This is a genomic window from Pseudarthrobacter sp. KH_020_B (assembly GCF_057840185.1).
Genome location: NZ_CM174506.1, coordinates 4,033,230 through 4,050,400, shown reverse-complemented (window position 1 = coordinate 4,050,400; position 17,171 = coordinate 4,033,230). Strand labels below are relative to the sequence as shown.

The 17,171-nt window shown below is 64.9% G+C and carries 21 protein-coding genes; 14 read left to right on the top strand and 7 right to left on the bottom strand.

The features are described from left to right. Positions 1-139: 139 nt before the first annotated feature. From uraH to AC3IT0_RS18875, 4 genes are all read right to left on the bottom strand, one after another. Positions 140-481: a hydroxyisourate hydrolase gene (uraH, locus tag AC3IT0_RS18890; protein ID WP_489321192.1), complete on the bottom strand. Its 342-nt coding sequence runs from the start codon at positions 479-481 to the stop codon at positions 140-142. Then, a complete protein-coding gene (gene uraD, locus AC3IT0_RS18885) occupies positions 478-975 on the bottom strand; it encodes a 2-oxo-4-hydroxy-4-carboxy-5-ureidoimidazoline decarboxylase (RefSeq protein WP_489321191.1) in 498 nt (165 codons plus the stop codon). The genes uraH and uraD overlap by 4 nt, the downstream gene beginning before the upstream one ends. 111 nt (positions 976-1,086) lie before the next feature. Next, the gene (locus tag AC3IT0_RS18880) at positions 1,087-1,413 is read right to left on the bottom strand and encodes a hypothetical protein (protein WP_489321190.1); all 327 of its coding nucleotides are present in this window, start codon (positions 1,411-1,413) and stop codon (positions 1,087-1,089) included. An 87-nt stretch (positions 1,414-1,500) separates the two neighbouring features. Further along, entirely contained in the window at positions 1,501-2,424 is a 924-nt protein-coding gene (locus tag AC3IT0_RS18875) for an AraC family transcriptional regulator (RefSeq protein WP_489321189.1), read from the bottom strand. A 272-nt stretch (positions 2,425-2,696) separates the two neighbouring features. On the opposite strand from AC3IT0_RS18875, the gene AC3IT0_RS18870 reads away from it, so the two are divergent. The 11 genes from AC3IT0_RS18870 to AC3IT0_RS18820 all read left to right on the top strand — a co-directional run bounded on the left by AC3IT0_RS18870 (position 2,697) and on the right by AC3IT0_RS18820 (position 12,592). Further along, positions 2,697-4,043 (top strand): ABC transporter substrate-binding protein, encoded by a 1,347-nt coding sequence (locus AC3IT0_RS18870; protein ID WP_489321188.1) that lies wholly within the window; start codon positions 2,697-2,699, stop codon positions 4,041-4,043. 26 nt (positions 4,044-4,069) lie between these two features. Then, positions 4,070-5,038, top strand: a complete 969-nt coding sequence (locus AC3IT0_RS18865; protein ID WP_489321187.1) for a carbohydrate ABC transporter permease — start codon at positions 4,070-4,072, stop codon at positions 5,036-5,038. Beyond that, on the top strand, positions 5,035-5,952 hold the full coding sequence (locus AC3IT0_RS18860; RefSeq protein ID WP_489321186.1) for a carbohydrate ABC transporter permease: 918 nt from the start codon (positions 5,035-5,037) through the stop codon (positions 5,950-5,952). The genes AC3IT0_RS18865 and AC3IT0_RS18860 overlap by 4 nt, the downstream gene beginning before the upstream one ends. 54 nt (positions 5,953-6,006) lie before the next feature. Then, complete coding sequence (locus tag AC3IT0_RS18855; protein WP_489321185.1) at positions 6,007-7,068, top strand: NAD(P)-dependent alcohol dehydrogenase; 1,062 nt, start codon at positions 6,007-6,009, stop codon at positions 7,066-7,068. Positions 7,069-7,070: 2 nt separating this feature from the next. Beyond that, positions 7,071-8,012: a carbohydrate kinase family protein gene (locus AC3IT0_RS18850; protein ID WP_489323846.1), complete on the top strand. Its 942-nt coding sequence runs from the start codon at positions 7,071-7,073 to the stop codon at positions 8,010-8,012. A gap of 119 nt (positions 8,013-8,131) precedes the next feature. Next, positions 8,132-8,905, top strand: a complete 774-nt coding sequence (locus AC3IT0_RS18845; protein ID WP_489321184.1) for an oxygenase MpaB family protein — start codon at positions 8,132-8,134, stop codon at positions 8,903-8,905. Positions 8,906-9,190: 285 nt separating this feature from the next. Continuing rightward, the gene (locus AC3IT0_RS18840; protein ID WP_489321183.1) at positions 9,191-9,895 is read left to right on the top strand and encodes a hypothetical protein; all 705 of its coding nucleotides are present in this window, start codon (positions 9,191-9,193) and stop codon (positions 9,893-9,895) included. A gap of 90 nt (positions 9,896-9,985) precedes the next feature. Beyond that, entirely contained in the window at positions 9,986-11,020 is a 1,035-nt protein-coding gene (locus AC3IT0_RS18835; protein WP_489321182.1) for an LLM class flavin-dependent oxidoreductase, read from the top strand. Between the two features lie 12 nt (positions 11,021-11,032). Then, positions 11,033-11,212 carry a hypothetical protein gene (locus AC3IT0_RS18830; protein ID WP_489321181.1) on the top strand — a complete coding sequence of 60 codons (180 nt, stop codon included), beginning with the start codon at positions 11,033-11,035 and terminating at the stop codon, positions 11,210-11,212. A gap of 62 nt (positions 11,213-11,274) precedes the next feature. Next, positions 11,275-11,844, top strand: coding sequence for a GNAT family N-acetyltransferase (locus AC3IT0_RS18825; protein WP_489321180.1), 570 nt, complete (start codon positions 11,275-11,277; stop codon positions 11,842-11,844). 64 nt (positions 11,845-11,908) lie between these two features. Then, a complete protein-coding gene (locus tag AC3IT0_RS18820; protein ID WP_489321179.1) occupies positions 11,909-12,592 on the top strand; it encodes a DNA alkylation repair protein in 684 nt (227 codons plus the stop codon). An 85-nt stretch (positions 12,593-12,677) separates the two neighbouring features. Here the strand turns inward: AC3IT0_RS18820 and AC3IT0_RS18815 are convergent, their stop codons facing one another. Then, a complete protein-coding gene (locus AC3IT0_RS18815) occupies positions 12,678-12,875 on the bottom strand; it encodes a hypothetical protein (RefSeq protein ID WP_489321178.1) in 198 nt (65 codons plus the stop codon). Between the two features lie 431 nt (positions 12,876-13,306). On the opposite strand from AC3IT0_RS18815, the gene AC3IT0_RS18810 reads away from it, so the two are divergent. The 3 genes from AC3IT0_RS18810 (at position 13,307) to AC3IT0_RS18800 (ending at position 14,542) form a co-directional block, all read left to right on the top strand. After that, positions 13,307-13,567, top strand: a complete 261-nt coding sequence (locus AC3IT0_RS18810; protein ID WP_489321177.1) for a hypothetical protein — start codon at positions 13,307-13,309, stop codon at positions 13,565-13,567. A gap of 131 nt (positions 13,568-13,698) precedes the next feature. Beyond that, the gene (locus AC3IT0_RS18805; RefSeq protein WP_489321176.1) at positions 13,699-14,031 is read left to right on the top strand and encodes an ArsR/SmtB family transcription factor; all 333 of its coding nucleotides are present in this window, start codon (positions 13,699-13,701) and stop codon (positions 14,029-14,031) included. 13 nt (positions 14,032-14,044) lie between these two features. Beyond that, complete coding sequence (locus AC3IT0_RS18800; RefSeq protein WP_489321175.1) at positions 14,045-14,542, top strand: SRPBCC family protein; 498 nt, start codon at positions 14,045-14,047, stop codon at positions 14,540-14,542. A gap of 88 nt (positions 14,543-14,630) precedes the next feature. Here AC3IT0_RS18800 and AC3IT0_RS18795 read toward each other — a convergent pair whose 3' ends face one another. Both AC3IT0_RS18795 and AC3IT0_RS18790 read right to left on the bottom strand, forming a co-directional pair. Continuing rightward, positions 14,631-15,341, bottom strand: coding sequence for a molybdate ABC transporter substrate-binding protein (locus tag AC3IT0_RS18795; protein WP_489321174.1), 711 nt, complete (start codon positions 15,339-15,341; stop codon positions 14,631-14,633). 221 nt (positions 15,342-15,562) lie between these two features. Beyond that, positions 15,563-17,023 carry an MDR family MFS transporter gene (locus AC3IT0_RS18790; protein ID WP_489321173.1) on the bottom strand — a complete coding sequence of 487 codons (1,461 nt, stop codon included), beginning with the start codon at positions 17,021-17,023 and terminating at the stop codon, positions 15,563-15,565. Positions 17,024-17,171: the final 148 nt, after the last annotated feature.

The window sequence follows — 17,171 nt, the reverse complement described above, 5'->3', positions numbered from 1 at the left end:
AGGAATTTCTTCCGTTGTGGCCCACCCGGGCCAAATAACCGATTGTGACTGCTGCCAGCGTTCCGGCGGGCGCGCGAAAGGGCCCGCAGCATCGCCGCGGACCCTCCTGTCATCGCAGTTCCGTCAGGGGCCGGTGGACTCAGCTGCCCCGGTAGGTGGAATAGGCGAACGGGCTCAGCAGGAGCGGCACGTGGTAGTGGGCCTCCGACTCCACCACGCCAAACGTGAGGGTCACCTCCGGGAAGAACGTCTCGGTGCCGCTGGCGGCGTAGTACTTGCCCGTGTCGAATGCCAGGCGGTAGGTCCCCGAGGGTAGCCGGTCCGGTCCCAGCTGTTTGATGCGTCCGTCCGCATCGGTGGCGCCGTCGGCGATCCGGACCCAGCGCTCGCCGTCGAGCACGTGGAGGGTTACGGGGACCTCGGCCGCCGGTTTCCCGGAGCCGGTATCGAGTACATGGGTGGTGACGTGGGAAGTGCTCATCTGCCCATCAGTCCTTCGAGTCGGAGCACTGCGATTTCCCGCAACTGCTGGCCAATGATTGATTGTTCTGCTTCGGGCGTGTGGGTGAGCCTGGTGTTGAGGGCGGCCAGGATCTCCTCGCGGCTGCGGCCGGCGGCGCGGATCAGGAACACCTGCCCGAACTTCTCCTCGTAGGCCCGGTTGCCTTCCGCGAGGGCCTCGGCGATGGCGGCGTCGGCCACGCCCAGTCCGGCCTGTTCCGCCTGGGACAGCTTCGCTTCCGCGCTGTTGCCCTTTGCCTGCTCGCCGATCCGTGGATGGTGGGCGAGGGCTGCTTCGATCTCCGCCGTAGTGAACGGGTTGGCTGCGCCACGGCCCGCCGCCAGGAGCGCGTCGAGACTGGAATAGGGTCGCGCGTCGGCGAGCCCGTCGATCCAGCGTTGGATGTCCAGGCAGGGGCGCAGGAAGCGGGCAGCCTCCGGGCGGCCGGCCGTGTTGAACTGTTCAAGGTGCATGAAGCGGATCCTTGCATTCGATGCTGGCATCCACGGTGTAGGGCTATGCGGATACTTTATTCCGCATCATGGAACTGTTATTTCAGCATATGCAAAAAGTCAACCGTACGCTCAGGCGGGTGTCAACTTCCGGGACACGGCTGGGATAACCCAAACAGAAAGCGGACGACGACGGAGGTCCCGCCGTCGTCCGCGGACGGGTAAAACGGTCAGCTGCTTCGCTGTGGTTACCTCGGTGGTTGCGGCCGCGGGACCGGGATCCTCCGGTCCGTGCCCCGTGGACACGAGGAACTCGTCTTCGAGCACATAGATGGGGAGTTGCGGTGACAGGTATGTGTTGTACCGGGACGGGTAGACCCACTGGCCGTTGATGTCGAAGGCCGGCAGGACGTAGGCGTCCCGGCGGTTGTGGGCTGACGGGAACAGGCCATCGCCCATCCGTTCACCAAACTGTTGCGTTAAATGAGGAAGCGGGCGACGGCGGGAGATCCCGCCGTCGTCCGCTCCGTTTGACGCGTGGCAGTGTCAGCCCTGCATCCGTTGGCGATAGCTCCGGGGCGTTTCGCCGGCGTCGTTGAGGAAATGCCGGTTGAAGTTGGACAGGTTGGAAAACCCGACTTCGTAGCAGATGTCCGAGATGGGTTTGCCGCTGCGTTCGAGCAGCCGCCGTGCATGGGCCAACCGGAGTTTGCGGACCAGATCGCTGAAGTTTTGGCCGGTTGCGCGCTTGAAGTATTTCGAGAACGTCGGCTCGGACATTCCCACCAGGGCTGCCGCCTCGGACATCCTGACGTTGCCGGCGTGGCTGCTGAACACGTACTCCAGGACGATGTCCACCACCGCCGCGGCCTGGCCGTCCAGCTGCGGCCTGAACCATTCGTCCGCAAGGTAGCGCCGGTCCTCCTGCGGTGAATGCGCAAGAATCGCAAACAGTTCGAGTAGGTGCTGCAGGCGCGCCAGCCCGGTGGATGCGCCCATCGCTTCGATGGATGCGGCCGCAGCCAGGGCCGTGCTCCCGAGAAACTCGATCCCGCGTGCGGACTGTTCCAGCAGGGGTTCGATCTCGGCCAGCTCCGGGACAAGGGCCGCGGTCTGCTCCACCCACTTTCCGTCGAACTGGATCAGGGCGTCCCTGCCGGCAATGACCTCGCCGGGCTCGAGGTCGCTGACCCAGTCGTGGGGCAGACCTGATCCCACCAAGGACACGTGCCCGGCCTCGAACGTGCCGATGTGGTCCCCGACAATGAACTTGCCGGTGCCTTTGCGGATGAGGTGGATCTCGTACTCGGGATGGTAGTTCCACCGGGCGGCCGCGGTGGGATAGTCGTGCTGGTGCCACCGGACAGAATGGTTCGGGTCCGGCGGGATGACCTCCCTGCTGGCACGCATGCCCAGCAGCCTTTCGGCGAGCCTGGCCGATGCCCCATCGCTGGGATCTGCAGCGCTCATAGTGGTTTTCCAGACATCCGGGTTCATGAAATATGGACAGCGCCGTTGGCGCCTTCCCACAGTAGCGCCTGCGCCCGGGAGGGCGGTAGGGAAAATTAGTATCAGAAACTGGCATTCAGGGCGCTAGTTGTGCCCTACCCCACACGCCTAAAGTTGAGGAATACCAGCCCGGCACATCGAAATCCCGATGACCGGACCGCCCCAGCCGAGTACGTCGATACCGCAGTCGACGCGAGCCGGCTGTGCACCCCTGAAGAACAAAGGAGTCCTCAATGCGCCCGAAAACGCGCGCTGCCGCGATTGCCGCCGGCGCCCTGTGTGTGGCCCTTAGCGCATCGGCCTGCGCCGGTGCCGGCGGAGCCAATTCCGCAGGAGACCCGAACAGCATCAACGTCCTGATGGTGAACAACCCCCAGATGGAGGACCTGCAGCGGCTCACGGCGGATAATTTCACCAAGGACACCGGCATAAAGGTCAACTACACGATCCTGCCTGAGAACGATGTCCGCGCCAAGATCAGCCAGGAGTTCTCCAGCCAGGCCGGCCAGTACGACGTCGCATCCCTGTCCAACTACGAGATCCCGTTCTACTCCGCGAACAAGTGGCTCGCGCCGCTTGACAGCGTGGCCAACGACGCGGAGTTCGACCAGGACGACATCCTGCCGGCCTACACGGCCTCCCTCACCGGCACGGACGGCAAGCTCTATGGCGAACCGTTTTACGGCGAATCCTCCTTCCTGATGTACCGGAAGGACATCCTGGAGGCCAAGGGCCTGACGATGCCGGAGAAGCCCACGTGGGATGAGGTGGCTGAGATCGCGGCACAGGCGGACGGCGCAGCCCCGGGGATGAAGGGCATCTGCCTCCGCGGCCAGCCGGGCTGGGGCCAGGTCTTCGCGCCGCTGACCACCGTGGTGAACACCTTCGGTGGCACATGGTTCGACAAGGACTGGAACGCGCAGGTCAACTCCCCGGAATTCACTGCCGCTGTTGAGTTCTACACCAAGCTGGTCCGCGAGCACGGTGAAGCAGGCGCCGCCCAGGCCGGCTTCACCGAGTGCCTGAACAACATGAGCCAAAGCAAAGTTGCCATGTGGTACGACGCTACGTCGGCCGCAGGCGCCCTGGAAGCCGAGGGATCCCCGGTGAAGGGGAAGATCGGCTACGCCCAGGCGCCGGTCAAGGAAACCAAGTCCTCCGGCTGGCTGTGGACCTGGTCCTGGGCCGTGCAGGCAGCTTCAAAGAAGCAAGACGCTGCCGGGAAGTTCATCGCCTGGGCCAGCTCGAAGGACTACGAAGAACTCGTGGCATCCAAGCTCGGCTGGGCGAAGGTTCCCTCCGGAAAGCGCATCTCCACCTACGAGAACGCCGACTTCCAGAACGCGGCTCCGTTCTTCAAAGCCGAACGCTTCGCCATCGAGAACGCCGACCCGAAGAACCCCGGCGCGCAGGAACGCCCCGCCGTCGGCATCCAGTTTGTCGGCATCCCCGAGTTCGCTGCCCTGGGCACCAACGTCTCCCAGGGCGTCAGCTCCGCCATCGCGGGCCAGGGCACCGTGGCCGACGCGCTGGCCAAGGGCCAGGAAGCCGCACAAAAAGTCGGCAATAAGTACAAGTAGCAACGACCGAACCGCAGGAGAACACCATGACTACCGCAACGGCGCGCATCTCCCGCCCGGGACGCACTGCAGCCAAACCTTCACGAGACAGCCGGACGCGGGAACGCGCCCTGAACTGGGCACGGCGTGCGCCGCTGCTGCCGGCCCTGATCTTCCTCATAGTCGTCACCCAGCTTCCGTTCGTGGTGACGCTGATCATCTCGTTCCTGAACTGGAACAGCCTTAGCCCTGACAAGACTGCCTTCGCCGGCTTCGAGAACTACGTCACGGTCCTCACGGATCCGGACCTGCGCCAGGCGATCTTCACCACCGTCCTCCTCACCGTCTCCGTGGTCCTTCTTAGCCTGGTCATCGGCCTGGGATTGGCGCTGCTGCTGGACAAGAAATTCATCGGGCGCGGATTGGCGCGGACCCTGCTGATCGCACCGTTTCTCGTGGTGCCCGTGGCAGCTGCGTTGATCTGGAAGCACGCCCTGCTCAACCCCACCTACGGGCTGATCAACGGCATCCTGACCTGGATCTGGTCGCTCTTCGCCAGCAGCACGGCGCCGCAGCTGGACCTGCTGTCCCAGGCACCGATGATGGCCGTCATCGTGTCGCTTGTGTGGCAATGGACCCCCTTCATGATGCTCATCCTGCTCGCAGGCCTGCAGTCCCGGCCCATGGACACGGTGGAAGCTGCCCAGATGGACGGCGCCACACCTTGGGCAATCTTCCGGCACCTCACGCTGCCGCACCTGCGGCAATATCTTGAGCTGGGCGGACTTCTCGGAGCCATCTACATCGTCCAGAACTTCGACGCCGTCTTCACCCTCACCGCAGGCGGACTGGGCACAGCCAACCTGCCCTACGCCATTTACCAGACGTTCTACTTCGCCAATGAATACGGCCTGGCATCAGCCGCCGGCGTCGTGGTGGTCATCGGCACCATCGTCGTGGCCACGTTCGCACTCCGCACAGTCTTTTCACTCTTCAAGAAGGAGGCCGCACGATGAGCACCCTCACTCCCGCCGCACCCCGCAACGCCGCCGCCGGTCCCGCCGCCCTGAACGCCGGTACCCGCAAGCGCGGCAAGTCACGCATGGACCCCACCCGCAACAACACCGCCGCCGGCCTCGCGGCCTGGCTGCTCGCCCTGCTCTTTGCCGCCCCGGTGGCGTGGATGATCCTGACCTCCTTCCACTCCGAAACGGACGCCGCCACCAATCCGCCGTCCCTCGCGGCGAACCTGACGCTGGATGCCTACGCGGAGTTCTTTGGCGCAAGTTCCGGGGTGAGCCCCTGGCCGCCGCTGATCAACTCCGCCACCGCCTCGATCCTGTCGACGGTCATTGTCCTGGTCCTTGCCATCCCGGCGGCGTATGCACTGTCCATCCGGCCGGTGAAGAAGTGGACCGACGTGATGTTCTTCTTCCTCTCCACAAAAATGATGCCGGTGGTGGCGGCGATCCTGCCGCTCTACCTGTTTGCGAGAACCGTCGGAGCCTTGGACAACATCTGGTTCCTGATCCTGATGTACACGTCCATGAACCTCCCTATCGCGGTCTGGATGATGCGGTCGTTCCTCGCAGAAGTCCCGGTGGAAATGCTCGAAGCCGCCCAGATCGACGGCGCCAACCTGTTCCTGACGCTCCGCAAGATCATCGCCCCAGTGGCCATGCCCGGCATCGCGGCGACCGCCCTGATCTGCTTTATCTTCAGCTGGAACGAACTTCTCCTTGCCCGGGTTCTCACCGGGGTGGTGGCAGGAACTGCGCCTGTATTCCTCACCGGCTTCGTCTCCGGCCAGGGACTTTTCCTCGCGAAGGTCTGCGCGGCCGCCGTCGTGATTTCCCTCCCGGTGCTGTTCGCCGGTTTCGCCGCCCAGGACAAGCTCGTCCAGGGCCTCTCCCTGGGCGCCGTGAAATAGCGCCGCAACGTAACCGGCACCCTCTCTTCCGATTTTCTGCAAAGGACAACTTCGATGACAACACCAACAACGCAGTCCCGCACCCACGCAGACCCCGACCTGCCTGCCACCATGCGCGCCGCCGTCCTGAAGCGCCAGGGCGACATGACGATGGAAACGCTGCCCGTTCCGCAGCTCGACGCCGACCAGGTCCTGGTGCAGGTGGCGGCCGTCGGCGTCTGCGGCAGCGACGTCCACTACTACGAGCACGGCCGGATCGGCCCTTACGTGGTGGACCACCCACTGATCCTCGGCCACGAACTCTCCGGCCGGATCGCCGCCGTCGGAAGCGCCGTGGACCCTGCCCGCATCGGCCAGCGCGTGGCCGTCGAACCGCAGCGCCCCTGCCGCACCTGCAAGCAGTGCAAGGCCGGCCGCTACAACCTGTGCCCGGACATCGAGTTCTACGCCACCCCGCCTGTCGACGGCGCCTTCGCCGAATACGTGACCATCCAGTCCGACTTTGCCTATGACATCCCGGACAGTGTCAGCGACGAGGCGGCCGCCCTCATCGAACCGCTCTCCGTGGGACTCTGGGCCTGCGAGCGGGCGGAAATCAAGCCCGGCAGCCGGGTACTGATCGCCGGCGCCGGCCCCATCGGCATCATTGCCGCACAGGCGGCCCGTGCCTTCGGCGCCACGGAAATTTACATCACCGACATCGCCGAGGACCGGCTCGATTTCGCCCTCAAGCACGGGGCAACGCACGCACTGAACGCGAAAACCGACAGTGTGGAAGGGCTCGACGTCGACGCGTTCATCGACGCTTCCGGGGCGCCACAGGCCGTCCGTTCCGGGATCAAGGCCGTTGGACCGGCAGGCAGGGTCATCCTCGTGGGGCTCGGGGCGGACGACGTCGAACTTCCCGTTTCGTTTATCCAGAACCGGGAGATCTGGCTCACCGGCGTCTTCCGCTACACCAACACCTGGCCGCTGGCGATCCAGCTGATCGCCGACGGGAAGGTGGACCTGGACATCCTCGTCACCGGCAAATTCACGCTCGCCGAGTCCGAAGAAGCCCTGAAAGCGGGCAAGCAGCCCGGCCAGCTCAAAGCCGTCGTCTACCCGGGCCGTTGACCATGATCACCGTCATCGGCGAATCGCTCGTGGACATCATCAGTGATCCGCGCCGGGACGCTCCTACCGTGGCGCACCCGGGCGGGAGTCCCCTCAACGTGGCAGTGGGCGCTGCCCGGCTGGGCATGGCAACGATACTCGTGACGCACTATGCCGGCGACCCCTGTGGGGAGATGATCCAAGGACACCTCAACGCCAACGGCGTCACGGCGATCAGAGGCGGCAGTGCCCCGACGTCGACGGCAACCGCAATGCTGGGGCCCGACGGCGCCGCCTCCTACGCGTTCGACATCAGCTGGGATATTAACGGGGCGGCCCTTCCAGCACTGGCAGCCGTGCAGGGTTCCAACCATGTCCACACGGGTTCCATCGCTGCCGTGTTTGCGCCGGGTGACCAGGCCACTTTGGCCCTCCTGGCGGCGGCCCGGGAGCACGCGACAGTCAGTTTCGACCCCAATTGCCGGCCGGTGATCAGCCCGGATGTGGCTGCGGCCCGCGCGCAGGCGGAACGCTTCGTGGGCGCCAGCGACATCGTCAAAGCCAGCGACGAGGACCTCGCCTGGCTGTACCCGCATCGGACCCCGGAGGATAGCCTGGCGGCCTGGCTGGAGCTCGGACCTGCCCTCGGAGCCCTGACTCGCGGCGCGTCCGGTCCGGTCATCTTGACCGGCCAAGGTCGCGTGGAAATGGCAGCCGAACCGGTCACGTTAGCAGACACCGTGGGTGCCGGCGACTCGTTTATGGCCGGCCTCCTCTCCGGTCTGCACCAGCTCGCGGCGCTGGGGGCCGGGGGCCGGCAACGGGTCCAAAGCCTCTCCCACGATGAACTGCACGCGCTCGCCGCCTACGCCAACCGCGCCGCGGCGATCACCTGCTCCCGGCACGGAGCCAACCCGCCCCGGACGGCAGAACTCGGTCCGCTGATTGTTCCGTTGCGGACCTGACGGGCGGTGGTTGAGCTTGTCGAAACCTGGGTTTCGACAAGCTCAACCACCGGGCAGCTGGGAGCTCAACCCCGGTCGCCGTATCCGGGCGCAGGGGCCTTCTCCGGTATCGTGGGTCCATGGTGCGGAACCTGGCCGATATCGGCGCTGAAAGCGTATTGCTCGCCGGGGCAGGCCGCGCCATCCTGCTGCAGATCGCGAACCCCGCGGTGGGCCATGGCGTCGCGGAGCACAGTGACTTTATTGCCAGGCCGCTGGACCGCTTCCGTTCCACCGTCACCTACGTCTACGCCGTGGTGTACGGAACCGAGGCCCAGGTCGCGGCCGTCCGCCGCAGCGTGAACCGGGCCCACTCCGCGGTCCGCCGCAAGCCCGACGCCGGCTCCCACGGGTACAGCGCGTTCGATGCCCAGGCGCAATTATGGGTGGTGGCAACCCTGTACGACACCGCCATCACCGTCTATGAAAAGATCTACGGCCCGCTCGATGACGAGACGGCCGACCTTATGTACATCGACTACGCAAGAATCGGCACCGTCCTGCAACTGCCGGCGGACCTGTGGCCGGCCGACCGCGCAGCCTTCAGGACTTACTGGGACGCGCGCGTGCTTGCGCTGGAGCTGGACGCCGTCACCGCCGGCGTCGGCCGTGACCTCCTGTATCCGCCGGGCGGGCCGCTGTGGCTGCGGATGAGCATGCCGCTGATCCGGTTCATCACCGCCGGTCTGCTGCCGGACCACTTGCGGGCCGGCTTCGGCCTGACATGGAGCGACCGCCACAGCCGCCTGTTCGACCGCACCACCCGGTTGTCCGCACTGGTGTATCCACGGCTGCCGCGGCCGGTCCGGCACTTTGTCAAGGACTACTGCCTGGGCCGGCTCCGCACGGCTTAACGCAAGCGGACGACGGCGGGGACCTCCCGCCGTCGTCCGTTTTGCTTGGTAGGCCACACTCGCTGTTCATTGCGCCGAAACCGCAGCGCTGCTGCGCGTTATTCCGTGCCGGGAAGTCTTTTTCACGCACCCGCTTGCGCGCTTCGCGGGCGGAATCACCGCAGAAACCCGAGTTAGGAAAATAACGGGTCCTCCGTCTGTTCGGACGAGTATTTCCAGCAGATCCGCGCCGAGTTCGACACCTTCGAGCACCCGCTGATTTTCACGCCCGGCGACAACGAATGGGTGGACTGCCACCGGACCAACAATGGCGCCTACAACCCGTTGGAGCGCCTGGACAAGCTGCGCGAGGTCTTCTTCAACGAACCTGGCAAGACCCTGGGTGCCACGATGCCCGTCAAGACCCAGGAGAAGCTGGGCCTGCCCGAAGACGTCCGCTTCACGCAGAACCGCGTGGCCTTCTCCGTGGTCAACGTCCAGGGCAGCAACAACTCGCTCCAGCCGTGGACCGGCCTCGGCGAAATTGCTGCAACGCCCGAGCAGCTGGCTGAAGTGGAGCACCGCACGCAGGCCGTCCTGGCGCAGCTGCGCGAGACCTTTAGCGACGCCACGCGTCGCAACGACCGGGCAGTTGTCCTCATGACCCAGGCTGACATGTTCGACCCCGCCCTGCTCGACGCCGCCCTGGCAAACCCGGATATGGTTTCCGGTTTCCGGGAAATCGTCCAGGCCATCGTCGAGGAAACCAACCGCTTTGACGGCCCGGTCTACCTCCTCAACGGTGACAGCCACGTCTACGCCGAGAACCAGCCCCTTGCCGATGGCTCACCGTGGCTGGCGGTTTACGGCCAGGCTCCCGCGGACCACCTGCAGCGCATCACCGTGGACGGGTCCAACAACGCCACCAACTACGTCAGGTTCACGGTGGCCGGAAACGGCGACAAGGGCGCTGACATCCTGTCCTGGGAAAAGGTCGCCTTCAGCGGCTAACACCCAAAGGTGGGCGGACGACGGCGGCACCTCCCGCCGTCGTCCGTCCACCTCCGGAATGATTCCGGAAGATTGAATGTTCAACCAAGTATGGACTTTGGCATCTTCACTTTCGGCGAGCTTTCCCGCAGCATCAGCACCGGCCACGCTCAGTCACCCCAGCAGCGGCTCAGGGAGATTATCGAGCTGGCCAAATTGGCGGACCAGGCGGGCCTGGGCTTCCTGGGCCTGGGCGAGCACCACCGGCGGGACTTCGCCCTGTCCGCGCCTGAAATCGTCCTCGCCGCGATCGCCCGGGAAACCACCAACCTCCGGCTCAGCACCGCCGTCACGGTGCTGTCCACGCGGGACCCGGTGCGGCTGTTCGAGCAGTTCGCCACGCTTGACCTGATCAGCGATGGCCGTGCCGAAATCATCGCCGGCCGCGGGGCGTTCATCGAGTCCTACCCGCTGTTCGGCCACAACACGGAGGAGTACGACGGCCTGTTCGACGAGAAGCTGCGGATGCTCCTGGAGCTGCGGGACAACTCCGTCCTGGACTGGACGGGACACCTGACGCAGAGCATTCCGGGCATGGACATTGCGCCCCGCCCCGTACAGGAAAAGCTCCCCGTCTGGGTGGGCGTGGGCGGGACGCCGGCCAGCTTTGCCCGGGCAGGAAAGCTCGGACTGCCGCTGTTCATCGCACTGTTGTCCGGGCCTCAGCGGTTCCGCCGGCTTGCGGAGCTCTACCGCCACAGCGCCGACGAGGCAGGCCATGATGCCGCAAGCCTGCCCGTCGGCGTGGGCGGGCACTTCTACGCGGCGAGCACATCACAGCAGGCACGGGACACCTTCTATCCGCATTACCGGGCCTACTTTGAGCAGAACATGCCGCGAGCCGTGGACCACTTTCCGCGCTCCACGTTTGACGACTGGGCCGAGCCGGGTGGCGGACTGCTGGTGGGGAGCCCGCAGCAGGTCACCGAGAAGCTCCTCGAAATCCACGAAACCCTGGGGAACAGCCGTTACATGGCCCAGATCGGCCTCGGCGGCCTGCCGTTCGCTGAAACGGCCCGTTCCATCGAGCTGCTGGCCACCGAAATCATGCCAGCCGTGAACCGCCATCTTTCGGCGTCCCCGTAACGAATCCCTGTCATGAACTATTACAGCCCAGCGGCGCAGGAACGGGTTCGTGACGCCGCCTACGACGCAGTCGAGAAAGTCCTCAGCAGCATGTTTGAACCGCTGAACCGGCAGACCCTCACGGCGCGCTGGAACCAGGCCTGCGAAGCCATGGCGAAACACCTGGAAGCGCGGGACACCGGCGAAGAGTAGGACCCATGCTTTCGGTCTCATAGGATTGACGGACGATTGAGATCGAAAGGTTTGAGCTGTCCATGAAGGTCACCACCACAACGCTCCAGATGCTCCAGCCGCCCGCTTGGGTGGCGCGCCCGCTGCCCGATGATGCACGGTTGGAGCGGGCTGCTGGGGTATCGCCGGAGTTCGCCCGCTTCCTCTATGGCCTGGTCGGCGGGCCGTGGCACTGGACGGATCGGCTCGGGTGGACACGGCAGCAGTGGGCCGAGGAGCTTGCGGTGCCGGGGACGGAATTCTGGGTCCTCTATGGTGAGGGTGTGCCGTGGGGCTATGTCCACCTTCAACCCGTCGTCGCCGAGGATGGAACGCACGTCGAGATCAGGTACTTCGGCCTTTCAGAGCAGGCGATCGGCAGGGGCCTCGGCGGCCGGCTGCTGGAACATGGCATCACCGCGGCGTGGTCGCTGACACAACGCTTCGACCTTCCGCAGGTGTCCCGTGTCTGGGTCCACACCTGCACCCTGGACGGTCCCGCGGCCCTGGCGAACTACCAGGCACGCGGCTTCGTGCCTTGCGGGACCGAGGAAGAGGACACGGAAGTGGCGGACGAGCCGCTGGGTTCCTGGGCGGCCACCGGCGGCCGATAATCTGCTGCAAACCAGCTGGCGGCCGTAGGCTGGAACCGACAAGAGGGTGACCGGAAGGGTGGCGATGTCCGAGACGATGACGGCCGGGCTGCTGGGCGAAGTGATGGCCGAGCTGGCCGTGCTTGAGGACCCGAAGATGCGCGAGGCGAACGAGAAGCGCGGGGACGACCACGGGGTGAACCAGAGCAAGCTCCGCGCCGTGGCCAAGGGGCTGAAGACCCAGCAGGAACTCGCGCGCGAACTCTGGGCCACGGACGACACTCCGGCCAGGCTGGTGGCACTGCTGATCTGCCGGCCCAAGGCCTTCGAACGCGACGCACTGGACACTATGCTCCGCGAGGCGCGCGCCCCCAAGGTGCACGACTGGCTCGTGAACTACGTGGTGAAAAAGAGCCCGCACGCGGAGGACCTGCGCGTGGCCTGGATGGCGGACCCGGATCCGGTGGTCGCCAGCGCCGGCTGGGCCCTGACCAGCGAGCGGGTGGCGAAGAAGCCCGTGGGGCTTGACCTCCCGGGGCTGCTGGACACCATCGAGGCGGAGATGAAGGACGCCCCGGACCGGCTGCAGTGGGCCATGAACCACACGCTGGCCTTCATTGGGATCGAACACGCCGAGCACCGGGCCCGGGCGCTCGATATCGGCGAACGGCTCGAGGTCCTCAAGGACTACCCCACGCCGCCGAACTGCACCTCGCCGTTCGCGCCGAGCTGGATCAACGAGATGGTCAGACGCCAGGCCGGGGCATAGGCTGCTGGCCCCAGAGCAAAAACAAAAGCGGACGACGCCGGGAACCTCCCGCCGTCGTCCGCTTCCGTTTTGCGCCGGGAACCGATCAGACGGTGGCGAGCTGGCGTTCCTGGCCACGGACGCTGACCGTGAAAGTGTTGGGGCCGCTGCACTGGACCGCGATGCGGCATTTGGTGGTGTTCGCCTTGACCGAGAGGTCGTGCACAACGCTCTCAAGGGTGTGCTCAACCGCAGACCGGTCCCAGATTTTCAGCGTGATGGAGTCAGTGTTATCAAACGTCATTGTCAGTACTTTCGCTCATGCAGTTAACGGCTCCGCGTCGTCCTTGAGGGTGCCGCATCCTCGTCGGTGAGGATTGCTGATCTTGGTAGTGCGGGAACGGGGTCCCGATCTCATGGTTCATGGTGGCCGCCGGAATTTGCAACAGAAAAGCCGAAAATGTGAGCGATTACACGCTCGCGCCGAAAGGTCCTGTCACAAAGTGGTGGACGCGCTATTTCGGCAGCGGTAACCTTTCAAGCGGGCACAAGCAGGCCGTGTGCCTTTGAGTGAAGGCGCCTCCACCGCTTCTTCGGCGCCGCGTTCGGGTCCACGCACTGGGGCAACCAAGAGGCCTTATTGAGCCGCAGCCGGCCGCATCGCCGGCTCCGGCCGAGCACCGATGCCATTCATCCTTTGATGGAAATCCCATCGTCGTCCCAAGAGGTCAAGCAATGAAAACTCATGTTCGTCGATTCTTTTTGTTGGTCGTGGCGGCGCTGTTCGTCTTCACCGCCGGGCTGCCGGCCGCTCAGGCTGCCAACCCGCGCGCCAGCTGTGTGGGAATCATTGTCTCCACTGAGGCTCCCGCCGGGGAGTTTGACGTAGGCACTTACAAGGCGCTTGCGGAGAGCGTCGGGGCGCGCACGTTCGGAGAGTTCGTCGCCGTCGGAGCGCGGCTGCATGAAGGCTCATTCGAGGCATGCCTCCCGTAACCTTCCGCACCAACGCCTTGAGATGGCATTTCACGGCGGTGTGCCGTCGGCGCCACTGCCGTGAAATGCCATCTCGCGGACCGCGTTTAAGGCCTTGACACCCTGCCGCCCCGGGCGTATCGTACAACCAAATGGTTGTAGATCAGCTTAGAGACGCGGACGTGGACCGCCTGTTCCAGGCGCTCGCGGACGCCACCCGGCGGGACATTGTCCGGCGGGTGACGGCGGCGGAGTATTCCGTGTCCGGCCTCGCGGCCCTCTATGCCATGAGTTTCGCCGCCGTCCAGAAGCATGTGGCGGTGTTGGAACGGGCTTCCCTGGTAACGAAGGAGAAGCGCGGAAGGGAGCAGATCGTGCGGGGTGACCACGAAGGACTGAAGAGGGCCCGCCGGCTGCTTGATGAGTATGAGGCGATCTGGCGGCAGCGTGCCGGGCGGATCGAAGACATTCTGGCTGAAGGATAGGAAGGTTTTGCAAATGCCTGTTATCAGTTCCACCAAGAATCTCGAAGCGCTCAGCTTCACCCTGGTGGCCGAGTTCGACGCCGGCGTCGAGCAGGTCTGGCAGATCTGGGAAGACCCGCGCCAGCTTGAGCGGTGGTGGGGTCCGCCCACCTGGCCGGCCACGTTTGAGGCGTTCGACTTCCAGCCCGGCGGGAAGGCCGGCTACTTCATGACCGGCCCCGAGGGGGAGAAGGCTGGAGGCTGGTGGCGCTTCACCGCCATCGAGGCGCCGCGCAAGCTTGAGTTCGATGACGGCTTCGCTGATGACGACGGCGCCCCGAACGAGGCCATGGGAACCACGCATGCCGCCGTTGACCTTGAGGACCTCGGCGGCCGGACGCGGATGACCGTTCACTCCACCTTCGAATCCGAAGAGCAGATGGAGCAGATGGTCCAGATGGGCATGGAAGAGGGCATGCGCGAGGCTGCAGGCCAGATCGACGCCCTGCTCGCTGAACACGCCCGCGCCTGACCGGGGCTGTTCGAGCGCAAAAGGGGAGGGTACGACGGCGGGACGTCCCGCCGTCGTACCCTCCCCTTTTGTATTGGGTACTGATGCCCTATGCGGGTTCCAGCCCGTTGGCCGTGTAGGCCGCGAGGGCCTCGGGGCTGTGCAGGAAGTCGCGGAGGGCCGCGGCGCCTGGAGTGCGCGACGCTTCGCCGGAGAGCGCGGTGGAGAAGTCCGTGTACTCCTGGACAGCCTCGGGCAGGGGGCCGACGATCTTGGCCTCCGGAACGAGGACCAGTTCACTGACCTGGTGGATCGCGATGTCGGCCCGGCCGTCCAACAGTGCCACGGCCGTGGGTCCGGAGTCGATCACTGTTGCCCGGGCCTTGACCTGCTCCGCAATCCCCAGCCGTTCCAGCAGGCCGGCGAAATAGATGCCGCTGGGGCCGCTGCGCGAATAGGCCACTGAGCGGGCATTTGTTACCGCGCTGATGAACGCGTCCACGGTGCTGATGTCGGGGATCGGGGTGCCCGGCGGAACTGCTACGCCTACCCCGGTCCGCGCGACCGGCCTGGGATCCGCCAGGATGCTTGCTGCCACCAGGTCCGCCAGTGCGCCGGTGATGCCTGCCATGACGTCCGGCCGGGCTCCGGATTCGATCCGCGTGAGTAGGCGGAACGTGGGCTCGAAGACCGCCTCCACGGGGACCCCGCCGGCCTTGAGGTACGCCGGAAGGATGATGTCCTGCACGGCCTGCTTCAGCGCAAAAGCACAGAAAAACGTGAGTGGCCGGGTGTTTTCGTTGGCGGTGGGCGTGTTCATCTTCGTCCTAAAGTGGGTGCATTCCTTAGAGCAGTGCGAGCTCCCACAACTCTTACCTGTGGAAGCGCGCACTGCGCGATTATTAAGCCCGGGCTGCCGGTGGAGGCAGTACCTGCTGGTCAGGGCGTCTGCGTGTGGCCGGCACCCTCGAGTGCCGGATCCACAAATACTTCGTCATCCGGGTGGGTGTCGCGGACACCGTGCCCGATGAACAATTGAGGTTAGTGCTGCCTGTCCACCTTGACGAAAGGCGAGATGGCCAAGCCGATGGTCGCCAGGATGGCACCGACGATGAAGGCTACGTGCGCACCGGAGAACAGGGCATCGGCCAAATCCGAGCCCTTTTCGAGCTTCGCGCCGGAGAGCAGGGACATAACGGTGACGAAGATGGTGGTGCCGATGGCGCCGCCGAGCTGCTGGCCGGTGGTGAAGATGGCCGAACCGTGGCCGTACAGGCGAGGCTCGACGGTGGCCAGTGCCGAGGACATCAGGCCGGTCATCAGCAGGGCCAGGCCGATGGAGAAGACGATGTGGTTGATCATGAACATCCACAGCGCGGTGTCGGAATCCACGGTGACGTACATCCACTGGCCCAGGGCGAGCATGGCTGCACCCGGAACCAGGACCGGTCGGGGGCCGAAGCGGTCGTAGATGCGTCCGAAGATCGGTGCGACGACGGCCTGGGCCAGGCCTCCGGGCAGCAGCATCATGCCAATGGACAGGGTGCTGATGCCGGCACCGGATTCGAGAATGATCGGCACCATCACGATGGTGCCGAGCAGGGTGCCCATGGCGATCATGATCATCAGCACCGAGAAGGTGAAGGTGCGGGTCTTGAACGGCGTCAGGTTCAGCAGTTCCTTGCCGACGCGGGTCAGGCTTACCTGGCGTTTGATGAACAGGGCGAGGGCAACCAGGCCGCTGGCGAAGCAGGCGACGGTCAGGACGAGGTTGTCACTGGCATGCTCGAGGCTGGAGATACCGTAGACCAGGAAGCCGAAGGCCAACGCGGAGAGCACGACCGAGAAGACATCGAGGGGGATCTTGCGGGCGTGGGACGGGAGCTTGATGAAGATGATTCCGAGGACCAGGATGATCACGGCCAACGGCGCCATCAGGATGAAGATGTACTGCCAGGTGAAGGCGTTGACGATGGCACCGGAAACGGTCGGGCCAATGGCCGGGCCCATGGAGATCACGATCGAGTTCAGGCCCATGATGGCCCCGCGCTTGTGCCTGGGGACCAGGGACAGGGTCGTGGTCATCAGCAACGGCAGCACGATGGCGGTGCCGACCGCCTGGACGATGCGGGCGACCAGCAGGACGGCGAAGCTCGGCGCGAAGATTGCCAGCGCGGTGCCGACAATGAAGCTGGACAGCGCGAAAATGAACAGGCTGCGCGAGCTGAAGCGCTGCAACAGGTAACCGGTGGTCGGGATGACCACCGACATGGTCAGCAGGAACCCGGTGGTCAGCCACTGCCCGGCAGCCGCGGAGACGGAAAGGTCCACCATGATCGCAGGCAGTGCAACACTGAGCACCGTCTCGTTCAGGATCATCAGGAACGCGGCAAGCGCCAATGCGCCGATGATTCCGGTGAGCTGTTTCTTTGACAACTCGGGCGGGGACTGCTGAGCTGGGGCTGCTGGCGGGGAAATCGTGTCTTCTGCGGTCAGGGTCATCGTAAGCTGCCTCTTCTGTAAGTTTTGAACCAACGAAATTATGTCACGGTCTGACAGCTTTGCTAAGCTAAATCTGTCAGAGTGTGACACAAAATATAGTTTGACGCGCCCCGGCCCCTGCCGGGGTGGCCCCCATTCAAGAAAAGAG